Here is a 19,644-nt window from a genome sequence, read left to right on the forward strand (position 1 = left end):
GGCCCGTTTCATCACTTGAAACGATTGTTTGAGATACGTATCATCAGCATTGTTGATGATGGGACAAAGGCCATGCACCTGCTTGATATCGACCAGCTCCGCACCTTCGTGGCGATTGCCGATACGGGGTCGTTCACCCGTGCGGCGGAGATCGTGCATAAGACGCAGAGCGCAGTGTCCATGCAGATGAAGCGGCTGGAGGACCGGGTGGGCCGTGCGATCTTCGAGCGCGACGGACGTCTCTCCAAGCTCACGGACGAAGGCGAGCGGCTGCTCGACTACGCCCGCCGGATCGTGCGCCTCAATGCCGAATGCATGGCCTCCTTCAACGAGCACGAGCTCACGGGCCGCGTGCGCTTAGGGTTGCCCGACGACTATGCCGACCGGTATCTGCCGGAGATCCTGGCGCGGTTCTCGCGCTCCAACCCGAAGGCCGAGGTGACGGTGATGTGCGAGCCCACGCACAACCTGATCGGGCGGGTGCAGCACGGCGACCTGGATCTCGCGATCATCACCCATGTGGACCGGCGCGGCCCGTCCGAGATCGTGCGCATCGAGCAGCTTCTGTGGGTCACCTCGGGCCGCCACGGGGTGCACGAGGAAACGCCGATCCCGCTGGCGCTCGGCCGCCCGAACTGCGACTGGCGCCACTATGCCACGGAGGCCCTGGAGAGCGCGGACCGCGCCTTCCGCATCGCCTATGTGAGCTGGAACTCCACGGCGGTCGGCGCGGCGGTCCTGTCGGGCCTCGCGGTCTCGGTCCTGCCGGAAAGCGCGGTGCGTCCCGGCATGCGGATCCTGGGGCCCTCCGACGGCTTCCCCGCCCTGCCCTCGTGCAAGATCGGCCTCATTCGCGCGCGCGGCGAGGAGAACCCGCTCGCGGACGCGCTGGGCCTTCAGATCAAGCAGTCGCTCGACAATCTCGGCTCCACGCGCCCGGTCTACCCGATCGCTGCGGAATAGGCGCTATTTCGCGGCAGGCTTGCGCAGCACCAGCACGTTGCCGACGAGCGCGAACGCCACGCCGATCCCGGCGAGCGCCGTCCACTGATAGCCTTCGAGCAGCGTCGACACGGCGAGCGCGATGATGGGGAACAGCACGGTCGAATAGCCCGCCCGCGCGGCCCCGAGGCGGCGCAGCAGCGTGAGATAGGCCATGAAGGCCAGAACCGACGCGCCGATGGAGAGATAGAGCAGCGAGCCGATATATTTCGCCGTCGGCTCGATGATGAAGGCGTTGCCGCGCATCACGTTCAGCGCCAGCAGCACGACGCAGCCATAGGTCATGCCCCAGGCGGTGGCGGAGAGCAGCGGCGCGCCCCGGCGCTGCACCATGGTCGAGATCATGTTGCCCGAGCAGAAGAACAGCGTGCCCATCACGCACAGCCCCAGGCCCTTGAGCGCATCCGCGTTGAAGCCCGCGCCCGTGATCTCCGGCCAGAACAGAAGCCCGATGCCCGCGACGCCGATCACGCCGCCGAGCGCCACGCGCGGCTCTACCTTCTGGCGGAAGATGACGAAGCTCAGGATCAGGTTGAACACGGAGGCGAGCGAGAACACCACCGAGAGCAGCCCGGAGGGCACGCTCAATCCGCCGTAATAGAACGAGATGAAATTGAACGAGAACAGGCAGCATCCGACCGCTGCGAAGCGCAGGTGATCGGCGAGCGCGAACCGCACCCGGTGGCCGGTGGCGAGAACCCAGCCCCACATGAGGAGAGCCGCGAGCAGGAAGCGCCACAGCACCGACATTTCGGGAGCCACCACGCCGAGCTGCGCGTGGATCCCGATCCAGCTCACGCCCCACAGGAAGACGGTGGCGGCATAGAGCCCGAAGGTGGTTCCGTCGAAGCTTTTGGCGTCCGGCGCGGATAGGGTGGCACTGGCCTGGGTCATGGAGGCATTCCGACATTTCGTGAGACGCCCGATTACGCCGAACGGGTCATCAACACAAATGATGAAATGTTATCTGTTTTTCCTGGAACGGTGATGAAATGTTCCAGGGCCGCCCCTGGAACGCGCCCTGGAACGCCCCTGCAACGCCTGGAACGGGCCCTTCCCCTCCGTTCCAAGGGGCAGCAACCCGGAGCGCAGCGCGCCATCCGTAGAGCAAAGGCTGCTCCACCCCCCACCTCTCCCAGCCGGGGAGAGGTCGAGCGCAGCGAGGGTGAGGGGGCGAGACCTTTCCGGATCGACCTGTCCCCCTCACCCGGACCTGACAATCCGACCTCTCCCGCACGGGAGAGGTGAATCCGCGCCCGCTGAAGGAATGTCTCACCTGGTCGCCGCTTTCCGCAGGAGGAAAGGGAAGCGGCCCCGCCTGGGTCCTCCTCCCCAGTCTCGGGCTTATGTGGCTCATCCAGCGTGACGCTGGAAACCCTCCTCCCCCTTGTGGGGAGGAGTTGGAGGTGGGGGTGTGAGCGCCAGCATTTCAGAACAGAGCGCCGACACCCCCACCCTTGATCCCTCCCCACAAGGGGGAGGGAAACCTGCGCCTTATTCTGAATCCGGAGGCTCTCCCTATCGCAAGTCGGAAACGCCCGCCTCGCGTCGGCAAAACCGCACCTCCGGAACACCCCAAAGCTGTTCCGCGTCCGGGAGCCCCGCCTCCGCCCGACCTTGACCGTTTCCGGCTCCATGCTACATTGTTCATGGTTTGTTCCTGTTCGATGAAGAGCCCATGGCCATGACGTCGCTGCCCTCCTCCCCCGCTCCGTCCGATTCCGACAGCCCCGCCGCCTCGGGCATCCGGGAGAAGCTTTCCCCGGAGCGAATCGCCCTGATGCGGGACTGGGTGGAATGCACCGCGCATTCCTTCAAGCGCATCGGGCGGGAGCTCGGCATTTCGGCCTCCACCGTCTCGCGCTATGCGGCGGAGGGCGGCTGGCAGCGTCCGGCCGGAGCGGCCCTGCCGCCCGCCATCGCGCGCCCCAACCCGGAGCCGTCGCGCCGGCGCCGATCCCCGCCCCTGCGGCCGGGCGACCGGCGCAGGCGGATCGTCGACCGGCTCTGGACCCTCGCAGAGCGCCACGCCGCCATTCTGGAAACCCAGCCCATCGAGCGCGCGGGCCGCGCCCTCCAGCCGCTCGCCCGCCTCACCCGGACGCTGGGCGAGATGGACCCGCACGTCCCCCCGCCCGACGATCCCATCCCCGTCCCCGACGGACGCGAGGGCCGCAGCCTGACCGAGCTGCGCGACGAACTCGCCGCCCATCTGGAGCGCATCATGGCCGAGGAAGGCCATGGCTGGGAGGTGCAGGAATGGTGGTTCGAGGATGGGGCGGGGATTTAGACAGACGACGCGCTCGGGTCGCCACGGCTCCCTCCTCCCGTCATGCCCGGCCTTGAGCCGGGCATCCACGTCTTTGACCCACGCCGCATAAGGACATGGATGGCCGGGACAAGCCCGGCCATGACGAGGTGGCTAGCTATCACTCGGGCAAGGTATAGTGAAACGTAAGGGTCGTGCCGATATGTTAGACAGATGATAAGGATAGGGATGCGTATGGCTGACAATCCATTCCTGAATGATCTGCCCGACCCATCGACACCGCCTGACCTCCTGTACAAGTACGTGGTTCCCGACAGAGTGGATGTCCTTGAACGATTGCGCATCAGGTTTTCACCCCTCCTTACGACCAACGATGACTTCGAGGTTCGTCGGACGTTTAAGCAACTTGTCGGTCCTCGCATGAAAGGCGCGTTCAATCATGAGCTTATGAGGCTGGATGTAGATGCACTCATGGATGAACGTTTATCAGAGGCACTTGCCGAGCGGGGGCTCTCTGATCAGGCAAAACCACTCGTCCAGTCTCTGCTTCATCAGCAACTTGGCGGCGCTCAGTATCAAGACGGTTTCCGCAGCATGTTGCAGGGACTGCTGGATCAGTTCCTGCCGATGATGAACAGTGACGAACAGATTGAGCGACTACTCCATGAGGCTATTGGCAGCGGTGTTGCTTTGTCGCTGACCGATGACCCTCAAAACCCTACCATGTGGGGATACTATGCTGATCAGCAAAAAGGCTTCGTCATTGCGTTTGATGCTGCAAGTCCGTTCTTTTCGGTGAACAGGGCCGGAAAGCAGCGCAAGTTGCAGCAGATCAGTTACTTCGATGGTGAACTGGAAGAGGCTCTAGATAACCCTCGATTGGCCTTTATGTCCAAGGGCGCTGACTGGTCTCATGAGAGGGAATGGCGACTGTACGCACGGGAAGAGGACGCAGACCAAGTCATTGAGGCTGATGGACAGCGTATCCACCTGTTTGCCTTCCCGCAGGCAATGGTTCGTGGGGTCTATGTCCGCCGCGCTACGCCGCCGCAAACTGTTCAGCGCGTTCGGGATGCACTCGCGCAGCACTGCCCTGGAGCTTTCCTCAAGCGTCTAGAGCCAGATCGAATGAAACGCCGGTACATCGAAGTGCCTGTCTGACTTAGATGGCTTCGCACCAATCCGAAGCTCATGAGATCAAACGTTGAAGATCATCCCAACAGTAACAGCAGGGTCACTCTTTCAGATCCCCGTTCTATCATTGCGTCCGTAAGCCGTATAAGTGGCAGAAGGCGGGACGGTCGCTAGAGACGTGTACGCTTGGACTGCAGTGGTCGCTCTGTCCGGCAAGAAGGGATAATGGCTCCTCTGTGCCGCGTTACTGCAAATGTTGGCCTTTATCGAACCGAAGGGCCACGAACTGAGCACTGCGCAGTCCATACGCCTTCTGCCATTGGTTTCAGTGTCTGGAAGCAACTGTGCGGTATGGCACGTTCCTGCCGCAGCTTTTCAGCTATTATCTTGGAGCCCCTGCGGCGGGAGGTTTCAATGAAACACTCAAGCACCCTCTCCATTTCGCTTACCGTGTTCCTAGCAATCGGCGGAGTTGCCTTTGCCGAGGATACCGACAGCAAAACCCGCGAAGCCAATAAGATTATTGGCAATGGAAGTCCTGCAGCGTCTGCAGAAGTTCCCGATGGATCGGTTCTCGAAGCCAGCAAGACCATCGGCAACGGGAGCCCTAATGCTGCCTCGGAGACGGCCAGCCGTGTCGATGGCAAGATCATCGGCAGTGGGACAACGGCTGAGAGCGGTCAGTAGGCAAGGAGCACGACAGTTCTTCCTTTCCTGTCGTCACTCAACCGTTGTGGGAGTGAATGGGCGTCCTCACGGGACATTGAAAGGCCGCAGCCTGACCGAGCTGCGCGGCGCGCTCGGATCGCTACGGCTCTCTCATCATGGCCCTCATCCACGGCTCTCACTTCGTCATGCCCGGCCTTGAGCCGGGCATCCACGTCTTTGACCCACACAGCAAGGAAACGTGGATGGCCGGGACAAGCCCGGCCATGACGATGGAAAGCGCAGCGAAACTCAGTATCATCAGCCCATGCACAAGGGCGGCTGGGTCTATTTCATGACGAACCGGCGCAACGGCACGCTCTATGGCGGCGTGACGAGCGACCTCGCCCGCCGCGCCTGGCAGCATCGCGAGGGCCTGATCGACGGCTTCACCAAGCAATACGGCCTGAAGCGCCTCGTCTGGTACGAGTGGCACGACGACATCCGGCTGGCGATCCAGCGCGAAAAGACCATGAAGCACTGGCCCCGCGCCTGGAAGGTGCGCCTCATCCACGCCATGAACCCGGATTGGGACGATCTCTATGAAACGCTGAACCAGTAGGTGTTCCTGCCCCAAACCCACCGCGTCATCCCCGGCCTCGTGCCGGGGATCCACGTCTTCGAACCACGACGCCTCTCAAGACGTGGGTGGCCGCAACAAGTGCGGCCATGACGGTGGAGGGGGCGGCGTCCTCGCCGCTCTCCCATTGACCCCTCACCCTGTAACCGTGTTATCTCGCCCTTGGAGCCGGACGCATCCGGTTCTGGGGCGTCAGAACCCCGACCCGAGGCGGCCGGTATCGGCCGTCAACGATGCCTTCCCAGCTTATGGCCGGGGAGGCGCTGTCGCATGTCCAGGGCGCAAGCCTAAAGGGCAGCGCGGTCGTCCTCGGGCGGCTTCTGAACTCCCCGACCACCAGCAGTGCTGGTGGTCGCTTCACCTCAGGGGAGTTGTTGCGATGGACCAGCCTTATTCCGCATGGGCCGATTGGCTTTCCAAGTTCCACACCTGGCCCGAACTCATCCAGGCCCTGTGGCTCGTCGCCGTTCCCGTCACCCTGCTCGGCATGACGTGGCTCGTGCTGCGCGGCCTGCGCGATCTCGTCCGCCCCGCGCGGCCCGACGAGGGCCGCCTGATCTACGGCGTGTACCAGGACGCGCAGGGCCGCTGGATGGTCTATCGCCGCAACCGCGAGCCGCAGCCGATCGATCGAGAGACGGTGCCGCCGGAGCTGATCGGACACGGGCCGAGATTATTCAGCAGGCCGGAGGAGTGAGCCCCTCCCCGTCATCCCCGGGCCTGTCCTGGGGATCCACGTCTTTGAGGCGCGGCGGTTCCGAAGACGTGGATGGCCGGGTCAAGCCCGGCCATGACGAAAGAACCTGCTCCGCGCCTCCCGGAGGCTCAAGCCCCCTCCGGGATCGTCCTTACGTCCGGCCTCCGGCGGCGAGGAGGCGCATGGCGTTGGCCGTGACCAGGACCGTCGCGCCCGTGTCGGCGAGGATGGCGGGCCACAGGCCGGTGATGCCCAGGATGGTGGTGACCAGGAACACCGCCTTGAGGCCGAGCGCGATGGTGATGTTCTGGCGGATATTGGCCATGGTGTCCCGCGAGAGGCGCACCATGCGGGCGATGTCGAGCACGCGCCCGTGCAGGACCGCCGCGTCGGCGGTCTCCAGGGCAACGTCCGTGCCGCCGCCCATGGCGATGCCGACATCCGCCGCCGCGAGGCCCGGCGCGTCGTTGATGCCGTCGCCGATCTTGGCCACCACGTGGCCGCCGGCCTGAAGCTCGCGGACGATGGCCTGCTTGTCCTGCGGCAGCAGATCCGCCCGGGGCTCGATGCCGAGCCCCGCCGCGATGGCGCTCGCCGTACGCCGGTTGTCGCCGGTCACCATGAGGGTCTCGACCCCGGCCCGCCTCAGGGCTTCGAGGCCCTCCCTGGCGTCCGGGCGCGGCTCGTCGCGCATGGCGATCACCCCGGCGACCTGACCGCCCGCCAGCAGCACCGAGACGGACTTGCCCTCGTCGTTCAGGCCGGTGATCAGGGCCGCCTGCTCGGCCGTGAGCGCCACCTGCTCCGCGGTCGCCTTGGGCGAGCCGAGGAAGAGCGGCACGCCGCCGACGCTGCCGGTCACGCCCTTGCCGCCGACCGCCCCGGCCTTCGCGGCGGGCGGCACGGGCACGCCCGCTTCCGCCGCCTTCGCCAGGATCGCCGTGGCGAGCGGGTGGCTCGATCCGGTCTCCAGGGCCGCGGCCAGGGACAGGACCTCGCGCTCCGAGCGGGCGACCGGGACGATGTCCGTCACCTTCGGCTTGCCCTCCGTCAGGGTGCCGGTCTTGTCCAGGGCCGCCATGGTGATCGTGCCCAGGGTCTCCAGCACCGCGCCGCCCTTCATCAGGAGGCCGCGCCGGGCTCCCGCCGCCAGCCCCGCGGCGATGGCCGCGGGCGTCGAGATCACGAGCGCGCAGGGACAGCCGATCAGCAGGATCGCCAGGCCCTTGTAGACCCACTCGCCCCAGGCCGCGCCGAACAGCAGCGGCGGCACCACGGCGACGAGCGCGCCGACCACCAGAACGGCGGGGGTGTAGGAGCGCGAGAAGCGGTCGATGAAGCGCTCGGTCGGGGCCTTGCTCTCCTGCGCCTCCTCCACGAGGCGCACGATGCGCGCGATGGTGTTGTCCTGCGCCCCCGCCGTGACGCGTACGCGCAACGCCCCGTCGCCGTTGATCGTGCCGGCGAAGACCGCCTCGCCCCCGCCCTTGCGCTTGGGCACGCTCTCGCCGGTGACGGGTGCCTCGTCGATGGCGCTCTCGCCCTCGACGATGACGCCGTCGGCGGGAACCCGGTCGCCGGGACGGACCAGGATGACGGCGTTGACCGTCAGGCTCTCGGCCGGAACCTCCTCGGTCCTGCCGTCGCGCTCGATGAGCGCGGTCTTGGGCACGAGCTTCGTCAGGCCTTGGATGCTGGCGCGGGCGCGCCCCGCCGCGACGCCCTCCAAAAGCTCGCCGACGAGGAACAGGAACACCACCATGGCGGCCTCCTCGGTGGCGCCGATGATCACCGCGCCGACCGCCGCGATGGTCATGAGCATCTCGATGGAGAACGGGGTGCCGAAGCGGGCCGCAACCAGCGCCCGCCGGGCCACGGGAACGAGGCCCACCGCCATGGCGGCGAGAAACGCCCAATGCCCGATCTCCGGCACGATGAGGCCGATCCCATAGGCGGCCGCGAGCGCCAGGCCGCAGGCGATGGTCAGGAGGCCGCGCCGGCTCTTCCACCACGGCCCCTCGCTCGGGCCATGATCGTGCAGATGCCCGTGCAGGCCTGCGGAAGCCTCTTCGGCGTGGTCATGCGTGTGGCCATGATGGTGATCGTGACCGGCTGCCGGTGCGGACGCGCGGGCATCGGCCGGGCCCTGCCCGGTGACTTTGTAGCCCAGCGTCGCGATCTGCTTGGCGAGGACCGCCGGGACGATCGTGTCGTCATGGGCCACGGTCACGGTCCCGGCCGGAACCGAGACGCTCACCTCCGCCACGCCCGGGTTGCGCCGCAGGGCATTGTCGATCTTGGCCGCGCAGGAGGCGCAGTCCATCCCGGAGACCCGGTAGCGGGTGCGCTGTCCCTCGGGCGGCGCGGCCTCAGTTCGGCTCTCGCGTCTGTCCTCATGACCGTCCGGCAGATTGCATGCCTCACACATCGGCAAACCTCTTCACATCGATTCGTCCGGAGGCTACATCCTCTAGCGGCTAGAGGTTCAAGAGGATTCTTCGATGTCCCTGACGATCGGCGAGCTGTCGCGACAGACCGAGGTGAAAGTGCCGACCATCCGCTATTACGAGCAGATCGGGCTGATGGCCGAGCCGGTCCGGACCGAGGGCCAGCAGCGGCGCTACGGGCCCGGCGACGTCCGCCGCCTCACCTTCATCCGCCACGCCCGCGAGCTCGGGTTCGAGGTCGAGGCCATCCGCCAGCTCCTGGATCTCACGGGCGCGCCGGACCGCTCCTGCGGCGAAGTGCACGAGATCACCAGGGCGCACCTGAAGGAGGTGAAGGACAAGATCGCCCGCCTCACCGCCCTGCGCGACGAGCTGGAATCGATGGTCGCCTGCGACCACCGGAAGATCTCCGAGTGCCGCATCATCGAGGTGCTCGCCGACCACGCGGAATGCCTTCACGAGCGGCACTGACCAGCGGCAGCACCTCCGTCCTCACGGGAAAGGATGAGCTCCGACACCCTCCATCGTCATCCCCGGCTTTGAGCCGGGGATGACGAGAGAATGCCGCAGCCACACAGCCGAAGAGGCTTACCGAACCGTCACCTGATCCTTGATCTTTTCATAGACAGAGCGCCGGACGATCTTGCGCGTGACGAGATCCTCCACCGAGGCATAGGGGCGGTGCTTGATGATGGCGCGTCCGAGGGGGCCGGTGTTACGCAGGGAATTGAGCTCTTCGAAGGATGCGGCGTTGAGGTCGACGAGGTCGCTCGCGGGCTCGGGCTCGGTCGGCGCGGTCGCCACGGCGACGGCGCCGGTCCTGTCCGCATCGGCGGACGGCGCAGGTTCGGCGGCGGCCTGGGCGGCCTCGGACGGCGCCGGCTCGGGGTTGGAAGCGGCGGCGTCAGCGACGGTCTGGTCGCCCGCCGCGTCGGCGGACGCAGCGGCAGGCTGCGGACGAGGCTCCTCCGGGACGGTCACAGGACTCGCGGCGTCCATGGCGGCCTGCGCCTCGGCGGTCTCGGCGATCGCGACCTGCACCGGGGCGGCCCGGTCCGCCTGTCCAGCCGACGGCAAGGCGTCCACGGCTTCGTGCTGCGCATCGGCGGCGGCGGACGCTTCCGTCTGCGGACCCTCCTCCGCCGACATGGAGAAGGCATAGGCGCCGGTCGCGGCAAGGGTCACGACGAAGAAAACCCGCACCATCTGCAAGGCGAAAATGCCACGTGGCCGGAGGGACGTTCGAGAAAGATTGCCAATCTGCATTATGAAACTCGCACTCTGTTCAATTCATGAGACGCAAAAGCAAGCCTCCAGTATTCCCGTAATATTGGCGGATCGGTGGCAGGGAAATATCAGGTTATAGCGTTAGATTTCTCCAGCACCGCAGATCAAGAAGACGAGTTCCGGACATGCCTTGCCCCTGGCGCAACCCTGAACACTACGCTCCTGGCGCCCTCTGTACCTGAACAGAGCTTGAATGAACGCGAGGGATATGCTCCGAAACGGAGTGCATTGCTTATACCGATAAAGTTCACTTCATGATTTCCTCTCTCGGACAGCGTCTCGGCCTGGATCGCGCTGCCCTGGCGCACGGGCTGCGCCTGGCGCTCGCCGCGTGGCTCGCTTATGCCATCGCATCTCTCCTGCATGTGGGAAACGCGTTCTGGGCCGCGATGCCGATCTGGGTGGTGTCGCAATCGGCCAAGGGCCTTCTGATCGAGCGCGGGGTCTTCCGCATCGGCGGAACCCTGCTGGGCGCCGCCGCCGGTTTCGGCATCCTGCGGCTCGGGCTCACCCCCTATGCGTCCTTCGCCGTTCTCGGGCTCTGGGTGGCGGCGAACGCGGCGCTCGTGCATCTGCTGCGCGGCGTGCACGGCTATGGCGCGCTCATGTCCGGCATGACGGCGGCGGTCGTGGTCCTGCCGTCCATTCTGCGTCCGGAACATGCTGTCGATGTCGCGATGGCGCGGGTGGAATGCACGCTCATCGGCGTCGTGGTGGTGACGCTCGTCACCGGGTTCTGGACGCCGAGCGCCTCGCGGCGCGATTTCTATGCGCGCGTCCGCAGCCTCGCGCGGGATGCCATCGCCCTTACGCTGTCCTTCTCCATCGACGAGGAGGATGCGCGCGAGCGCGCGATCTTGCTGGAGATGGCCGACCTGCAGGCCAATGCGAGCCTCGTGGCCGCTGGCTCTCTCGAAGGTTATCGCCGGCTGCACCATGTGGACGCGCTCATCGTCGCCGCGCTGGCTCTCATGGCGGCCGGGCGCAAGCTCGGCGTGCGGCTGAACCGCAGGGGCGTTCGGCCCGAGGCGCCCGACGAGGAGGAGGCGCGCGGCCTCGCCAAGCGCCTCCTCGCCATCGCGCCGGAGAACCGGCTGGAGCGGGAGACGCTGCTCGCCGCGATCGGACGGGCGGACGCGTCCGTGCTCGACGCGCTCGACCGGGTGGTCCTGGCGGATCGCGCCTTCGATGCGGAACCGGGCAGCGCCGACGCCCGATCCTTCGGCCGCAAGGCGACCTATCTCGCGCCGCACAGGGATGGGCGGATCGCCCTGGAAACCGGCCTGTTCACGGGCGCGGCGACCTTCGCGGCCGGAGCCCTGGGCTACGCCTCCGGCTGGCCCATGGGCGAGCTCGCCGCGCTCGGCATCTGCATCTTCTCGATGGTGCTCGGATCGCTGCCGAACCCCAAGGCCATCGCGCCGGTCATGCTCAGGGGCGTCCTGCTCGGCGTCGCCGCCGCCCTCCTCTACCGCCTGACGATCCAGCCCTTCGTCACGACCGTGCCGCAGCTCGTTCTCTCGGTCGCTCCGTTCATGCTGCTCGGCGGGCTGGCGAGAGCGAGCCGGAAAACCGCAGGCCCCGCGCTCGACGCCAATATGTGCTTCATGCTGGCGAGCCAGGCCGTGCTTCCGGCGGTGACGGACCTGGTCGTGATCTTCAACGAGGCGGCGGCGCTGCTTCTGAGCGTCAGCGTGGTGACCTCGGGCTTCATGCTGCTGCCGCCCCCGGGCGAACGGCGCGCCCTTCGGGCCGCCCGCGCCATCGGGGCGGATCTCATGCGCATCCTGCAGGGGACCGACACGGCGGCGGCTCTCCGCCGGCCCGTCCTGCGCCTGAGCCTGCACATCGAGAAGAGCGCCCATCTCGGCACCCGTCCGGGCTGGAGCCTGCTCGCCGCCCTCAACCTGGGAGAGGCGATCGGCCAGCTCCGACGACACCTCGCGGAGCCGACGGGCGACAGGGCGACCCGCCGGGTGCTGGAGGAAGCCCTCGCGGGTCTGAAGACGATGCTGGAGAAGCCGGGCGGCACGGCCGACCGCCTGGAGAGCCATGCCCGCACGCTCGCCGATCCGGAAGCGGCCGACATCCTTCTCGACATCGCCAACGCCTTGAGGGCGAGCCGCCTGCTCCTGGCGCAGGCAGGCGGCAGCGGTTCCGCCTGATCCCTGCAATCGCCGGCGACCGGCTGCGCCTCCTCTCCCCGTCATCCCCGGGCTCGTCCCGGGGACCCACGTCTTCGGAACCGTCGAGCCATCAAGACGTGGATGCCCGCGACGAGCGCGGGCATGACGAAGGAGGGGCAGCTCGACATTCTCCCCGTCATCACCGGCCTTGGGCCGGTGATCTCGATCATCTGGGGCGCTGTGCTTGTCCGATCGGGATGGCCGGGCCTGATCCCCGGATCAAGTCCGGGGACGGCCATGACCAGAGAGGGCCATGACGGAACAAGCGGGATCGTGAACGGACATCGCGTCGCCTCCCCCTCCATTGACCTCATCGACGGATCGCTTAGCCTCCTATAGTGGCGGAGGTCCGGTGCGATGCGGCGCGGATGGCTGGTCGGTCTAGTCGTGGCATCCTGGCTTGTGGCGCAATCCCCCAGCTACGCGCAGGGGACGATGGCCGTTCGGGTCGGGCATTTTCCCAACATCACCCATGTGCAGGCCCTCGTCGCCCGGGCCATGGAGCGGCAGGGCCGGAACTGGTTCGCGGACCGGCTGGGGCCCGGAATCAAGATCGAGTGGTACGCCTACAATGCGGGACCGAGCGCCATGGAAGCGATCTTCGCCAAGTCGCTCGATCTCACCTATGTGGGGCCGAACCCGGCGCTGAACGCCTATGCGCGCTCCCGCGGGAGCGAGGTGCGCGTGATCGCGGGCGCGGTGAACGGCGGCGCGGCCCTCGTGGTGCAGGGGGATTCCGCGCTGACGAAACCCGCCGACTTCAAGGGCAAGCGCATCGCGACGCCGCAATTCGGCAACACGCAGGACGTGGCGGCCCGCGCCTGGCTCGTGGCGGGCGGCCTGCGCATCACGCAGACGGGCGGCGACGCGCAGGTCGTGCCCACCAGCAATCCCGACCAGCTCTCCCTTTTCAGGAACAAGCAGCTCGATGCGGTGTGGACAGTCGAGCCGTGGGTGTCGCGCCTCGAAACCGAGGCGGGCGGCAAGGTGCTCGTGGAGGAGAAGGACGCCATCACCACCGTGCTCGTGTCGAGCGCGGATTTCCTCGCCAAGAACCGCGATCTCGCCCGGCGCTTCCTGGCGGCGCATCGCGCGCTCACCGACTGGATCCGGCAGAACCCGGACGAGGCGCAGCGCCTGGCGCGCGAGGAGCTGCAGGTTTCGTTCAGGATCGACATGCCGCCGGAACTCGTGGCCCGCGCCTGGACGCGCATGCAGATCACGCCCGACGTGACGCTGTCGGCCTTCCAGTCCTTCGTCTCAGACGCGCAGGCCGTGGGCTTCCTGCGCGGCACGCCCGATCTCGGCCGCCTGATCGAGGAGCCTTGATGGAGGCCTCCCCTCACACCTCGTCCGGAATACGCCCCGCGAAACTCGTGATCGAGGGCGTATCGAAATGGTTCACGCCCAAGCGCAACATCGTGCAGGCGCTGGACGACGTCTCACTCACGGTGGCCGAGGGCGAGTTCGTCTGCCTGCTCGGCCCGTCGGGCTGCGGAAAGTCCACCCTGCTCGACATCATCGCGGGCCTCACCAGACCCGACCGGGGCCGCGTGCTCGCGGACGGCAAGCCCGTCGAGGGCCCAGGGCAGGAACGTCTCGTGATGTTTCAGGAATCGGCGCTGTTTCCCTGGCTCGACGCCTTCGGCAACGTGATGTTCGGCCTCAAGCTCAAGCCCGAACTCACCAATGCCGAGCGCCGCCGCATCGCGAACGAGTACCTGGATCTCGTGGGCCTCTCGAAGTTCAAGCATGCGCAGATCCACGAATTGTCCGGCGGCATGAAGCAGCGCGTGGCGCTCGCCCGTGCGCTCGCGCCCGATCCGCAGGTGCTGCTGATGGACGAGCCTTTCGCGGCGCTCGACGCGATGACGCGCGATCAGCTCTACGACGACATCCAGCGCATCTGGATGGAAAGCCGCAAGACCATCGTCTTCGTCACGCACAACGTGCGCGAGGCCGTGTGCCTGGGCGACCGCATCGTGCTCATGTCGCCGTCGCCGGGACGCATCCAGCAGGTCTTCGACATTCCCCTGCCGCGCCTGCGCGACATCAACAGCCCCGAGCTCGCCGCCTATACCTCGAAGATCGCGGCCGCGCTCAAAGGCGTCACGAACGGAGCGGCATACGAATGAAGCGCGCGGCCGTCGCCTTTCTCTTCTTCGCGGGCCTGATCGCCCTGTGGGATCTCGCGGTGCGTAGCGGGCGCTGGTCCGTGGTGCTGCTGCCCTCGCCCGCCGCCGTCGCGGAATACATCTGGTACGCGCTTCTCGACGGCACGCTCGTCGAATCCACCTGGGTGACGCTGAAGCGCCTGCTCGTCGGCTATGCCGCCGGCGTGCTCATCGGCCTGCCGCTCGGGCTTCTCACCAGCACGTCGCAATTTCTGGAGGACACCCTCGGCGCGCTGGCGCTCGGCTTCCAGACGCTGCCGAGCGTGTGCTGGGTGCCGCTCGCCCTCATCTGGTTCGGGCAGACGGAGGGCGCGATGCTGTTCGTCGTGATCATGGGCACGGTGTGGTCCGTGATCATCGCCACCGATCACGGCGCGCGCAACATCCCGCCGATCTACGCCCGCGCCGCGCGCACCATGGGCTCGGAAGGGTTTCACACATGGACCCGGGTGATTCTGCCCGCCTCGCTGCCGTTCCTCGTCAGCGGCATGAAACAGGGCTGGGCCTTCGCATGGCGCTCGCTGATGGCGGCGGAGATCTACGTCACGATCCTCACCGGGTTCGGCCTCGGCCACCTGCTCCATTACGGCCGCGAGCTCAACGCCATGGATCAGGTGATCGGCATCATGATCGTGATCGTGGTGATCGGCCTGCTCGTCGACCGCCTGCTGTTCTCGCCCTGGGAGCGCTTCCTGCACCGGCGCTGGGGCACGAACGTGAAGGAAGCGTGAGGCCTGTGGCGCGCCTTCACCCTGCACCGTCATGTCCGGCCTTGTGCCGGGTACCCACGCCTTGGTGGCTCAACGGTTCCGAAGACGTGGATGGCCGGGACGAGCCCGGCCATGACGAGAAGGATGCAATTCACGCCCGATCCGCTAGACCGCCCTCACCCGCTTCGGAACGCCAATCTCGCATTCCAGTCTCTTGCGGTCCCAGCCGGCTGCGTCCGCGGCGGCGGCGTAGGTGGTCGAGAGGAAATCAAGCAGCATCGCATCGGGATCCGCCGATGTGCGCAACGTGTCGTAAGGCAGGATGAATTCGCTCAAGGTCTGATCGAAGAAGGCGCCTGCTGTCACCTTCGCGTCGCGGAAGCCCGGCGGCTCCGGATAGGCGTAGGAGTAGAACGCGGCCTTCGGATAGGCATCGTTCCCCGGCCAGAAGCCCGCGCTGCTCACCTCGTCGGAATAGGCTTCGCGCGTCACCGCGTCCGGCAATCCCGGTACGCCGCCGGGATGGGGCGGCGCCTTGCGCCCCGAGAAGCGCGTGACGGCGAGATCGAAGCTGCCCCAGAAGAAATGCGAGGGCGAGGCCTTGCCGAGGAACGAGCTGCGGAAGAGCTTGAAGATGCGGTCCGCCTGCACGAGCACGCGCCAGAACCGGTAGGCCGCATCCGCATCGTAGCTGGCGTGAACCTGATCCTCCGAAAAGCGGATGGGATCGGGCACCTCGTTGGGCCTGTCGTTGATCGCCACATGCACGCCGAGGCCGCGCATGAGGTCGAGAAGCTCCTCGTGGAAATCCGCGACGCTGCGCGGCTCCAGCGACATGATGCCGTCGTCCCCGCGGCTCGTGCGCACGAGCAGCCGGTGCGCGAAGAAATCGAACTCGATCTCCACGATTTCGTATCCCGCGGGCATCGGCGACGTGGTGAGCCCGCGCGCGCTCACATAGAGCGGCACGTGCCAGCCGTGGTTGAGCCAGGGGGTCAGGGACAGCCGGATCTTACCAACGATCTGGGTCCAGAGCTGCAGGGTCGCGGCCGTGTCGCTCCATTGCGGGTAGGACAGTTCCGGCCAGACGTCGTCCATGAGGCTTCTCCCGCAAACGGCTCCGGGGCTCAATATAGATCAGGCTTTGCGGCTGTCATGGGACGGCGCGGCCCCGATACTCTCCGCCGTCATCCCCGGCCTTGCGCCGGGGATCCACGTCTTTGATGTGCTGCCGTTCACGGGCGATGCTTACCGCCCCTCACTTCTTCATGGTGCCGGTATCGCGGTTCTCCGTCGAGCCGCCTCCGGTTCCCACCGAGCCCACCGACGCGGCGGGGCTGCCGCCCGGCACCGTTCCCCCCGGCTGCAGGGGCGTCGAGAGGCCCGAAGGTGCCTGGGGCGGGTTGGCCGACGAGAACCATTGCTCGTCCGATCCCGCGCCCGAACCGGTCGCGGCCGTCTCGCCGGATGTGGGCCGGTCCATTCCTCCCGTCGTGGATCCGGCGGAGCCGGTCGGGCGGGAAGCGCCCATTCCTTGCTGGGCAGGGCCTCTGCTCCCGGCCATGCCCGTGGAGCCGGAGGACGCCCGGCCTTCCATGCCGCGGCGGCTCAAGGAACGGTCGACCACGCCGGCGTCGAGGGGGAACGGCGGCTGCGGGCGGCGCGGGGCGGGACGCAAGGGGCGGTTCGCGCGCGTCTGCCCGTTCCGCGACATGCTCCAGGCCAGGGCCGCGCCGCCGATGGCGAGCGCCCCGGCCAGGACGCCGAAGGTGATCCCCGTGGGCATGCCGTAGCGGCTCGGCATCATCGCGCTCGGCATGTGCCAGCGGGACGCCTCGTAGGACGCGATCTTCTCGCGCTCATAGGCGCGCCGCAGGGAATCCGCCTCCTGACGGGAGAAGATGCCGTGCGCCGCGACCAGGGCGCCGTTCTCCTCCAGGCTGAAGGCATGGCGGATCACGCCGACCAGCTCCTTGAAATCGAGCGCCCATTGCCGGCTGTTCTTGTCGGACTGGGCGGAGAGCGCGTCCAGTCTGCGCTGGATGTCGCGATGCTCGTCGTCGAGCTCGTGAAGGTAGGTTTCCGTGCGGCCGTCCTCGGCGAGCGCGGGATAGATCACGTTCTGCTTGGCCGCGATATGGCGGTCCAGCTCGTCTTCGAGATCGGCGAACAGTTCCGCGCGGCTGTTGGGACCGTGAGGAGTAGCCTCCAGCACCTCCTGGCAGAGCTCCTCGATATTCGCATGTTCCGACAAGATCATCCGCCACAGGTCCATGGCGCGCCTCCTCTCGAGATGGGGTTCACCGGAGAACGGCTTGAAACGGGTGCTGTTCCGATACGGAAGCCAGGCAAGAAGCCTAATTCCAAAAGAGTTGGGCATGGCGCGTGACAAGCGCATGCCGCGATTGGTATGGAAGGATCCGTTTTTCGCAGCAGCGACCGGATCATGAACGCCTCCATCCAGCAGACCCGCCCCTCCTCGCCCTTGCCGACCTATGACGACGTGATCACGGCGGCGTGGCGCATCGCGGGCGTGGCCCACCGGACGCCGGTGCTCACCTCCCGGACCGCCGACGAGCGCACCGGAGCCAAGCTCTTCTTCAAGGCGGAGAACCTGCAGCGGGGCGGCGCCTTCAAGTTCCGCGGGGCCTACAACGCCATCGCGCGGCTGCCGGAGGACGCGAAGACGCGCGGCGTGGTGGCCTTCTCCTCGGGCAATCACGCCCAGGCCATCGCCTATGCAGGCCAGCTCCAGAACGTGCCGACCGTGATCATCATGCCCAAGGATGCGCCCGCCATGAAGGTCGCCGCCACGCAGGGCTATGGCGGCGAGGTGGTGCTCTACGACCGCTACACCGAGGACCGGGAGGAGATCGGCCGCAGGCTCTCCGCCGAGCGCGGCCTCACGCTCATCCCGCCCTACGACCACGAGGACGTGATCGCAGGCCAGGGCACCGCCGCCAAGGAACTCTTCGAGGAGGTAGGCCCCCTCGACATGCTGCTCGTCTGCGTCGGCGGCGGCGGCCTGCTGGCGGGGTCGGCTCTGGCCGCCCATGCGCTCTCCCCCGCCTGCCGGATCTACGGCGTGGAGCCGGAGGCCGGAAACGATGCGCAGCAATCGTTCCGCTCGGGCACGATCGTCCGCATTCCCGTGCCCGTCACGATCGCCGACGGCGCGCAGACCACGTATGTCGGCCAGAAGACGTTCCCGATCATGCGCGCCCTCGTGAGCGACATGCTGACCGTGAGCGACGAGATGCTGGTGGACACCATGCGCTTCTTCGCCGAACGCATGAAGATCGTGGTGGAGCCCACCGGCTGCCTCGCGGCGGCGGCGGCCCTCCACGGCGTCGTGCCCTGCAAGGGCAAGCGCGTCGGGATCATCCTCAGCGGCGGCAACGTGGATCCGAAGGCGTTCGCGGGCTTCCTCGCCGGGGCGCACGCCTGAGGAACTTATCGGCCGATCCGTAGAACGACCGCCCTGCCGTCGTGATCGCCCGTCGTCACGCTCGGGTGGTCCCGAAGAGCGTTGTCGAGGGGAACGGAACCCGCCGTCTTGTAGGTGGTGCCGCGATCCAACCGTCGAGCGAAATCGTCCCGCGCCTCGTTGAAGGACGCGAAGCGATGCCCGGGCCAGCGGAACGGGTCAACCCGCTCGCGGCTGAAAGCGCCCGTGAAGAGATAGAACCGCTCCATCTCGTAAGGGCCGAAGATCCGACCGTGATTGTTGGTGAGCTCGAACACGTCGTCGGAGAGGGCGTCGTCCCAGCCCTTCGGCAGTTGCGCATAAGGCTTCCGCTCGATCATGGCCTGGTAGCCGGTGGAGTGCCCGAGACGGACGGGATACCCGGCCTCGGTGGCCGCCGCGAGCAATCGCGCGGTCGCATCCTCCCGGCTGACGGCGGCCTCGTCGATGAGGATGACGTTGATCGGCTCGCGCAGAACCTTGCCCTGATAGATTTCCCCGAGCCAATCCGACGGCATGCCCTGCGCGGTGAGCATCCACTTGCCGATGGAAGGCAAGCCCGGAGGGTCCGCGGCTTCGAGATCGGGATCCGGCGGCGGCTGGGGCCAGGACGGCTCGGTCCAGGCCGCGAGCAGCACGATGCACCCGGCCGCGATGTGGCGAAGCTTTCTCATGTTTCCCCCTGCGGTGCAAAGAAACAGATGATCGCTCTGGTGACCGGCTCCTCGCAGATGTGGAAATGCTCGTCGGGTGACGGCTTGACCTGGTCCCGGCTGATGAGGCGACCGTCCCAGAGACGATAGCCGTCCTTGGTTTCGGTCACGGTCTCCCCCTGAGCGGGCATCAGCTCGCGGCAATCGCGATCGCTGCAGCACCAGGCCGGGTACCAGCTATGGGCCAGCGCCTGCGGGCCAGCGAGACAGGCCACCACCACGGCAACGGTCCAGCTCCGCCTATGAGCCCAGCGTGAAGCCATGCGGGACAAGC

20 protein-coding genes are annotated in these 19,644 nt (G+C 66.8%); 13 read left to right on the top strand and 7 right to left on the bottom strand.

Going from position 1 to position 19,644, the window contains the following annotated elements; all coding sequences use genetic code 11:
* Positions 1 to 72 precede the first annotated feature (72 nt).
* The gene (locus tag ACS5Q0_RS06590; RefSeq protein WP_473125814.1) at positions 73 to 963 is read left to right on the top strand and encodes a LysR substrate-binding domain-containing protein; all 891 of its coding nucleotides are present in this window, start codon (positions 73 to 75) and stop codon (positions 961 to 963) included.
* A gap of 3 nt (positions 964 to 966) precedes the next feature.
* Here the strand turns inward: ACS5Q0_RS06590 and ACS5Q0_RS06595 are convergent, their stop codons facing one another.
* Positions 967 to 1,896, bottom strand: a complete 930-nt coding sequence (locus tag ACS5Q0_RS06595; protein WP_473125815.1) for a DMT family transporter — start codon at positions 1,894 to 1,896, stop codon at positions 967 to 969.
* Positions 1,897 to 2,680: 784 nt separating this feature from the next.
* On the opposite strand from ACS5Q0_RS06595, the gene ACS5Q0_RS06600 reads away from it, so the two are divergent.
* The 5 genes from ACS5Q0_RS06600 (at position 2,681) to ACS5Q0_RS06620 (ending at position 6,387) form a co-directional block, all read left to right on the top strand.
* Positions 2,681 to 3,292: a hypothetical protein gene (locus ACS5Q0_RS06600; RefSeq protein WP_473125816.1), complete on the top strand. Its 612-nt coding sequence runs from the start codon at positions 2,681 to 2,683 to the stop codon at positions 3,290 to 3,292.
* A gap of 213 nt (positions 3,293 to 3,505) precedes the next feature.
* The gene (locus tag ACS5Q0_RS06605; protein WP_473125817.1) at positions 3,506 to 4,432 is read left to right on the top strand and encodes a DUF2971 domain-containing protein; all 927 of its coding nucleotides are present in this window, start codon (positions 3,506 to 3,508) and stop codon (positions 4,430 to 4,432) included.
* 387 nt (positions 4,433 to 4,819) lie between these two features.
* A complete protein-coding gene (locus ACS5Q0_RS06610; protein WP_473125818.1) occupies positions 4,820 to 5,092 on the top strand; it encodes a hypothetical protein in 273 nt (90 codons plus the stop codon).
* A gap of 286 nt (positions 5,093 to 5,378) precedes the next feature.
* Positions 5,379 to 5,672 (top strand): GIY-YIG nuclease family protein, encoded by a 294-nt coding sequence (locus ACS5Q0_RS06615; protein ID WP_473125941.1) that lies wholly within the window; start codon positions 5,379 to 5,381, stop codon positions 5,670 to 5,672.
* A 397-nt stretch (positions 5,673 to 6,069) separates the two neighbouring features.
* Positions 6,070 to 6,387 (top strand): hypothetical protein, encoded by a 318-nt coding sequence (locus tag ACS5Q0_RS06620; protein ID WP_473125819.1) that lies wholly within the window; start codon positions 6,070 to 6,072, stop codon positions 6,385 to 6,387.
* 151 nt (positions 6,388 to 6,538) lie between these two features.
* Here the strand turns inward: ACS5Q0_RS06620 and ACS5Q0_RS06625 are convergent, their stop codons facing one another.
* Positions 6,539 to 8,710: a heavy metal translocating P-type ATPase gene (locus ACS5Q0_RS06625; RefSeq protein ID WP_473125942.1), complete on the bottom strand. Its 2,172-nt coding sequence runs from the start codon at positions 8,708 to 8,710 to the stop codon at positions 6,539 to 6,541.
* A gap of 178 nt (positions 8,711 to 8,888) precedes the next feature.
* Here ACS5Q0_RS06625 and ACS5Q0_RS06630 point away from each other — a divergent pair, with 178 nt between their 5' ends.
* Positions 8,889 to 9,305: a MerR family transcriptional regulator gene (locus tag ACS5Q0_RS06630; protein WP_473125820.1), complete on the top strand. Its 417-nt coding sequence runs from the start codon at positions 8,889 to 8,891 to the stop codon at positions 9,303 to 9,305.
* Positions 9,306 to 9,422: 117 nt separating this feature from the next.
* Here ACS5Q0_RS06630 and ACS5Q0_RS06635 read toward each other — a convergent pair whose 3' ends face one another.
* On the bottom strand, positions 9,423 to 10,100 hold the full coding sequence (locus ACS5Q0_RS06635; protein ID WP_473125821.1) for a ComEA family DNA-binding protein: 678 nt from the start codon (positions 10,098 to 10,100) through the stop codon (positions 9,423 to 9,425).
* Positions 10,101 to 10,375: 275 nt separating this feature from the next.
* On the opposite strand from ACS5Q0_RS06635, the gene ACS5Q0_RS06640 reads away from it, so the two are divergent.
* The 5 genes from ACS5Q0_RS06640 to ACS5Q0_RS06660 all read left to right on the top strand — a co-directional run bounded on the left by ACS5Q0_RS06640 (position 10,376) and on the right by ACS5Q0_RS06660 (position 15,212).
* Positions 10,376 to 12,286 (top strand): FUSC family protein, encoded by a 1,911-nt coding sequence (locus ACS5Q0_RS06640; RefSeq protein WP_473125822.1) that lies wholly within the window; start codon positions 10,376 to 10,378, stop codon positions 12,284 to 12,286.
* Between the two features lie 102 nt (positions 12,287 to 12,388).
* Positions 12,389 to 12,646 (top strand): hypothetical protein, encoded by a 258-nt coding sequence (locus ACS5Q0_RS06645; RefSeq protein ID WP_473125823.1) that lies wholly within the window; start codon positions 12,389 to 12,391, stop codon positions 12,644 to 12,646.
* 18 nt (positions 12,647 to 12,664) lie between these two features.
* On the top strand, positions 12,665 to 13,636 hold the full coding sequence (locus tag ACS5Q0_RS06650) for an ABC transporter substrate-binding protein (RefSeq protein ID WP_473125824.1): 972 nt from the start codon (positions 12,665 to 12,667) through the stop codon (positions 13,634 to 13,636).
* Positions 13,636 to 14,442 carry an ABC transporter ATP-binding protein gene (locus ACS5Q0_RS06655; protein ID WP_473125825.1) on the top strand — a complete coding sequence of 269 codons (807 nt, stop codon included), beginning with the start codon at positions 13,636 to 13,638 and terminating at the stop codon, positions 14,440 to 14,442. Before ACS5Q0_RS06650 ends, ACS5Q0_RS06655 begins: the two co-directional genes overlap by 1 nt.
* Positions 14,439 to 15,212, top strand: a complete 774-nt coding sequence (locus ACS5Q0_RS06660; RefSeq protein WP_473125826.1) for an ABC transporter permease — start codon at positions 14,439 to 14,441, stop codon at positions 15,210 to 15,212. The genes ACS5Q0_RS06655 and ACS5Q0_RS06660 overlap by 4 nt, the downstream gene beginning before the upstream one ends.
* A gap of 144 nt (positions 15,213 to 15,356) precedes the next feature.
* On the opposite strand, the gene ACS5Q0_RS06665 is transcribed toward ACS5Q0_RS06660, so the two are convergent.
* A complete protein-coding gene (locus ACS5Q0_RS06665; protein ID WP_473125827.1) occupies positions 15,357 to 16,289 on the bottom strand; it encodes a DUF5996 family protein in 933 nt (310 codons plus the stop codon).
* 160 nt (positions 16,290 to 16,449) lie between these two features.
* Positions 16,450 to 17,466: a hemerythrin domain-containing protein gene (locus ACS5Q0_RS06670; RefSeq protein WP_473125828.1), complete on the bottom strand. Its 1,017-nt coding sequence runs from the start codon at positions 17,464 to 17,466 to the stop codon at positions 16,450 to 16,452.
* Positions 17,467 to 17,637: 171 nt separating this feature from the next.
* Between ACS5Q0_RS06670 and ACS5Q0_RS06675 the strand changes: the two genes are divergently transcribed.
* On the top strand, positions 17,638 to 18,639 hold the full coding sequence (locus tag ACS5Q0_RS06675; protein WP_473125829.1) for a threo-3-hydroxy-L-aspartate ammonia-lyase: 1,002 nt from the start codon (positions 17,638 to 17,640) through the stop codon (positions 18,637 to 18,639).
* A 5-nt stretch (positions 18,640 to 18,644) separates the two neighbouring features.
* Here the strand turns inward: ACS5Q0_RS06675 and ACS5Q0_RS06680 are convergent, their stop codons facing one another.
* Together ACS5Q0_RS06680 and ACS5Q0_RS06685 are read right to left on the bottom strand one after the other, a co-directional pair.
* Positions 18,645 to 19,331 (bottom strand): hypothetical protein, encoded by a 687-nt coding sequence (locus ACS5Q0_RS06680; protein ID WP_473125830.1) that lies wholly within the window; start codon positions 19,329 to 19,331, stop codon positions 18,645 to 18,647.
* Complete coding sequence (locus tag ACS5Q0_RS06685) at positions 19,328 to 19,633, bottom strand: hypothetical protein (protein ID WP_473125831.1); 306 nt, start codon at positions 19,631 to 19,633, stop codon at positions 19,328 to 19,330. Before ACS5Q0_RS06685 ends, ACS5Q0_RS06680 begins: the two co-directional genes overlap by 4 nt.
* Between the last annotated feature and the right edge of the window lie 11 nt (positions 19,634 to 19,644).

This window comes from Microvirga sp. HS2, assembly GCF_055792805.1.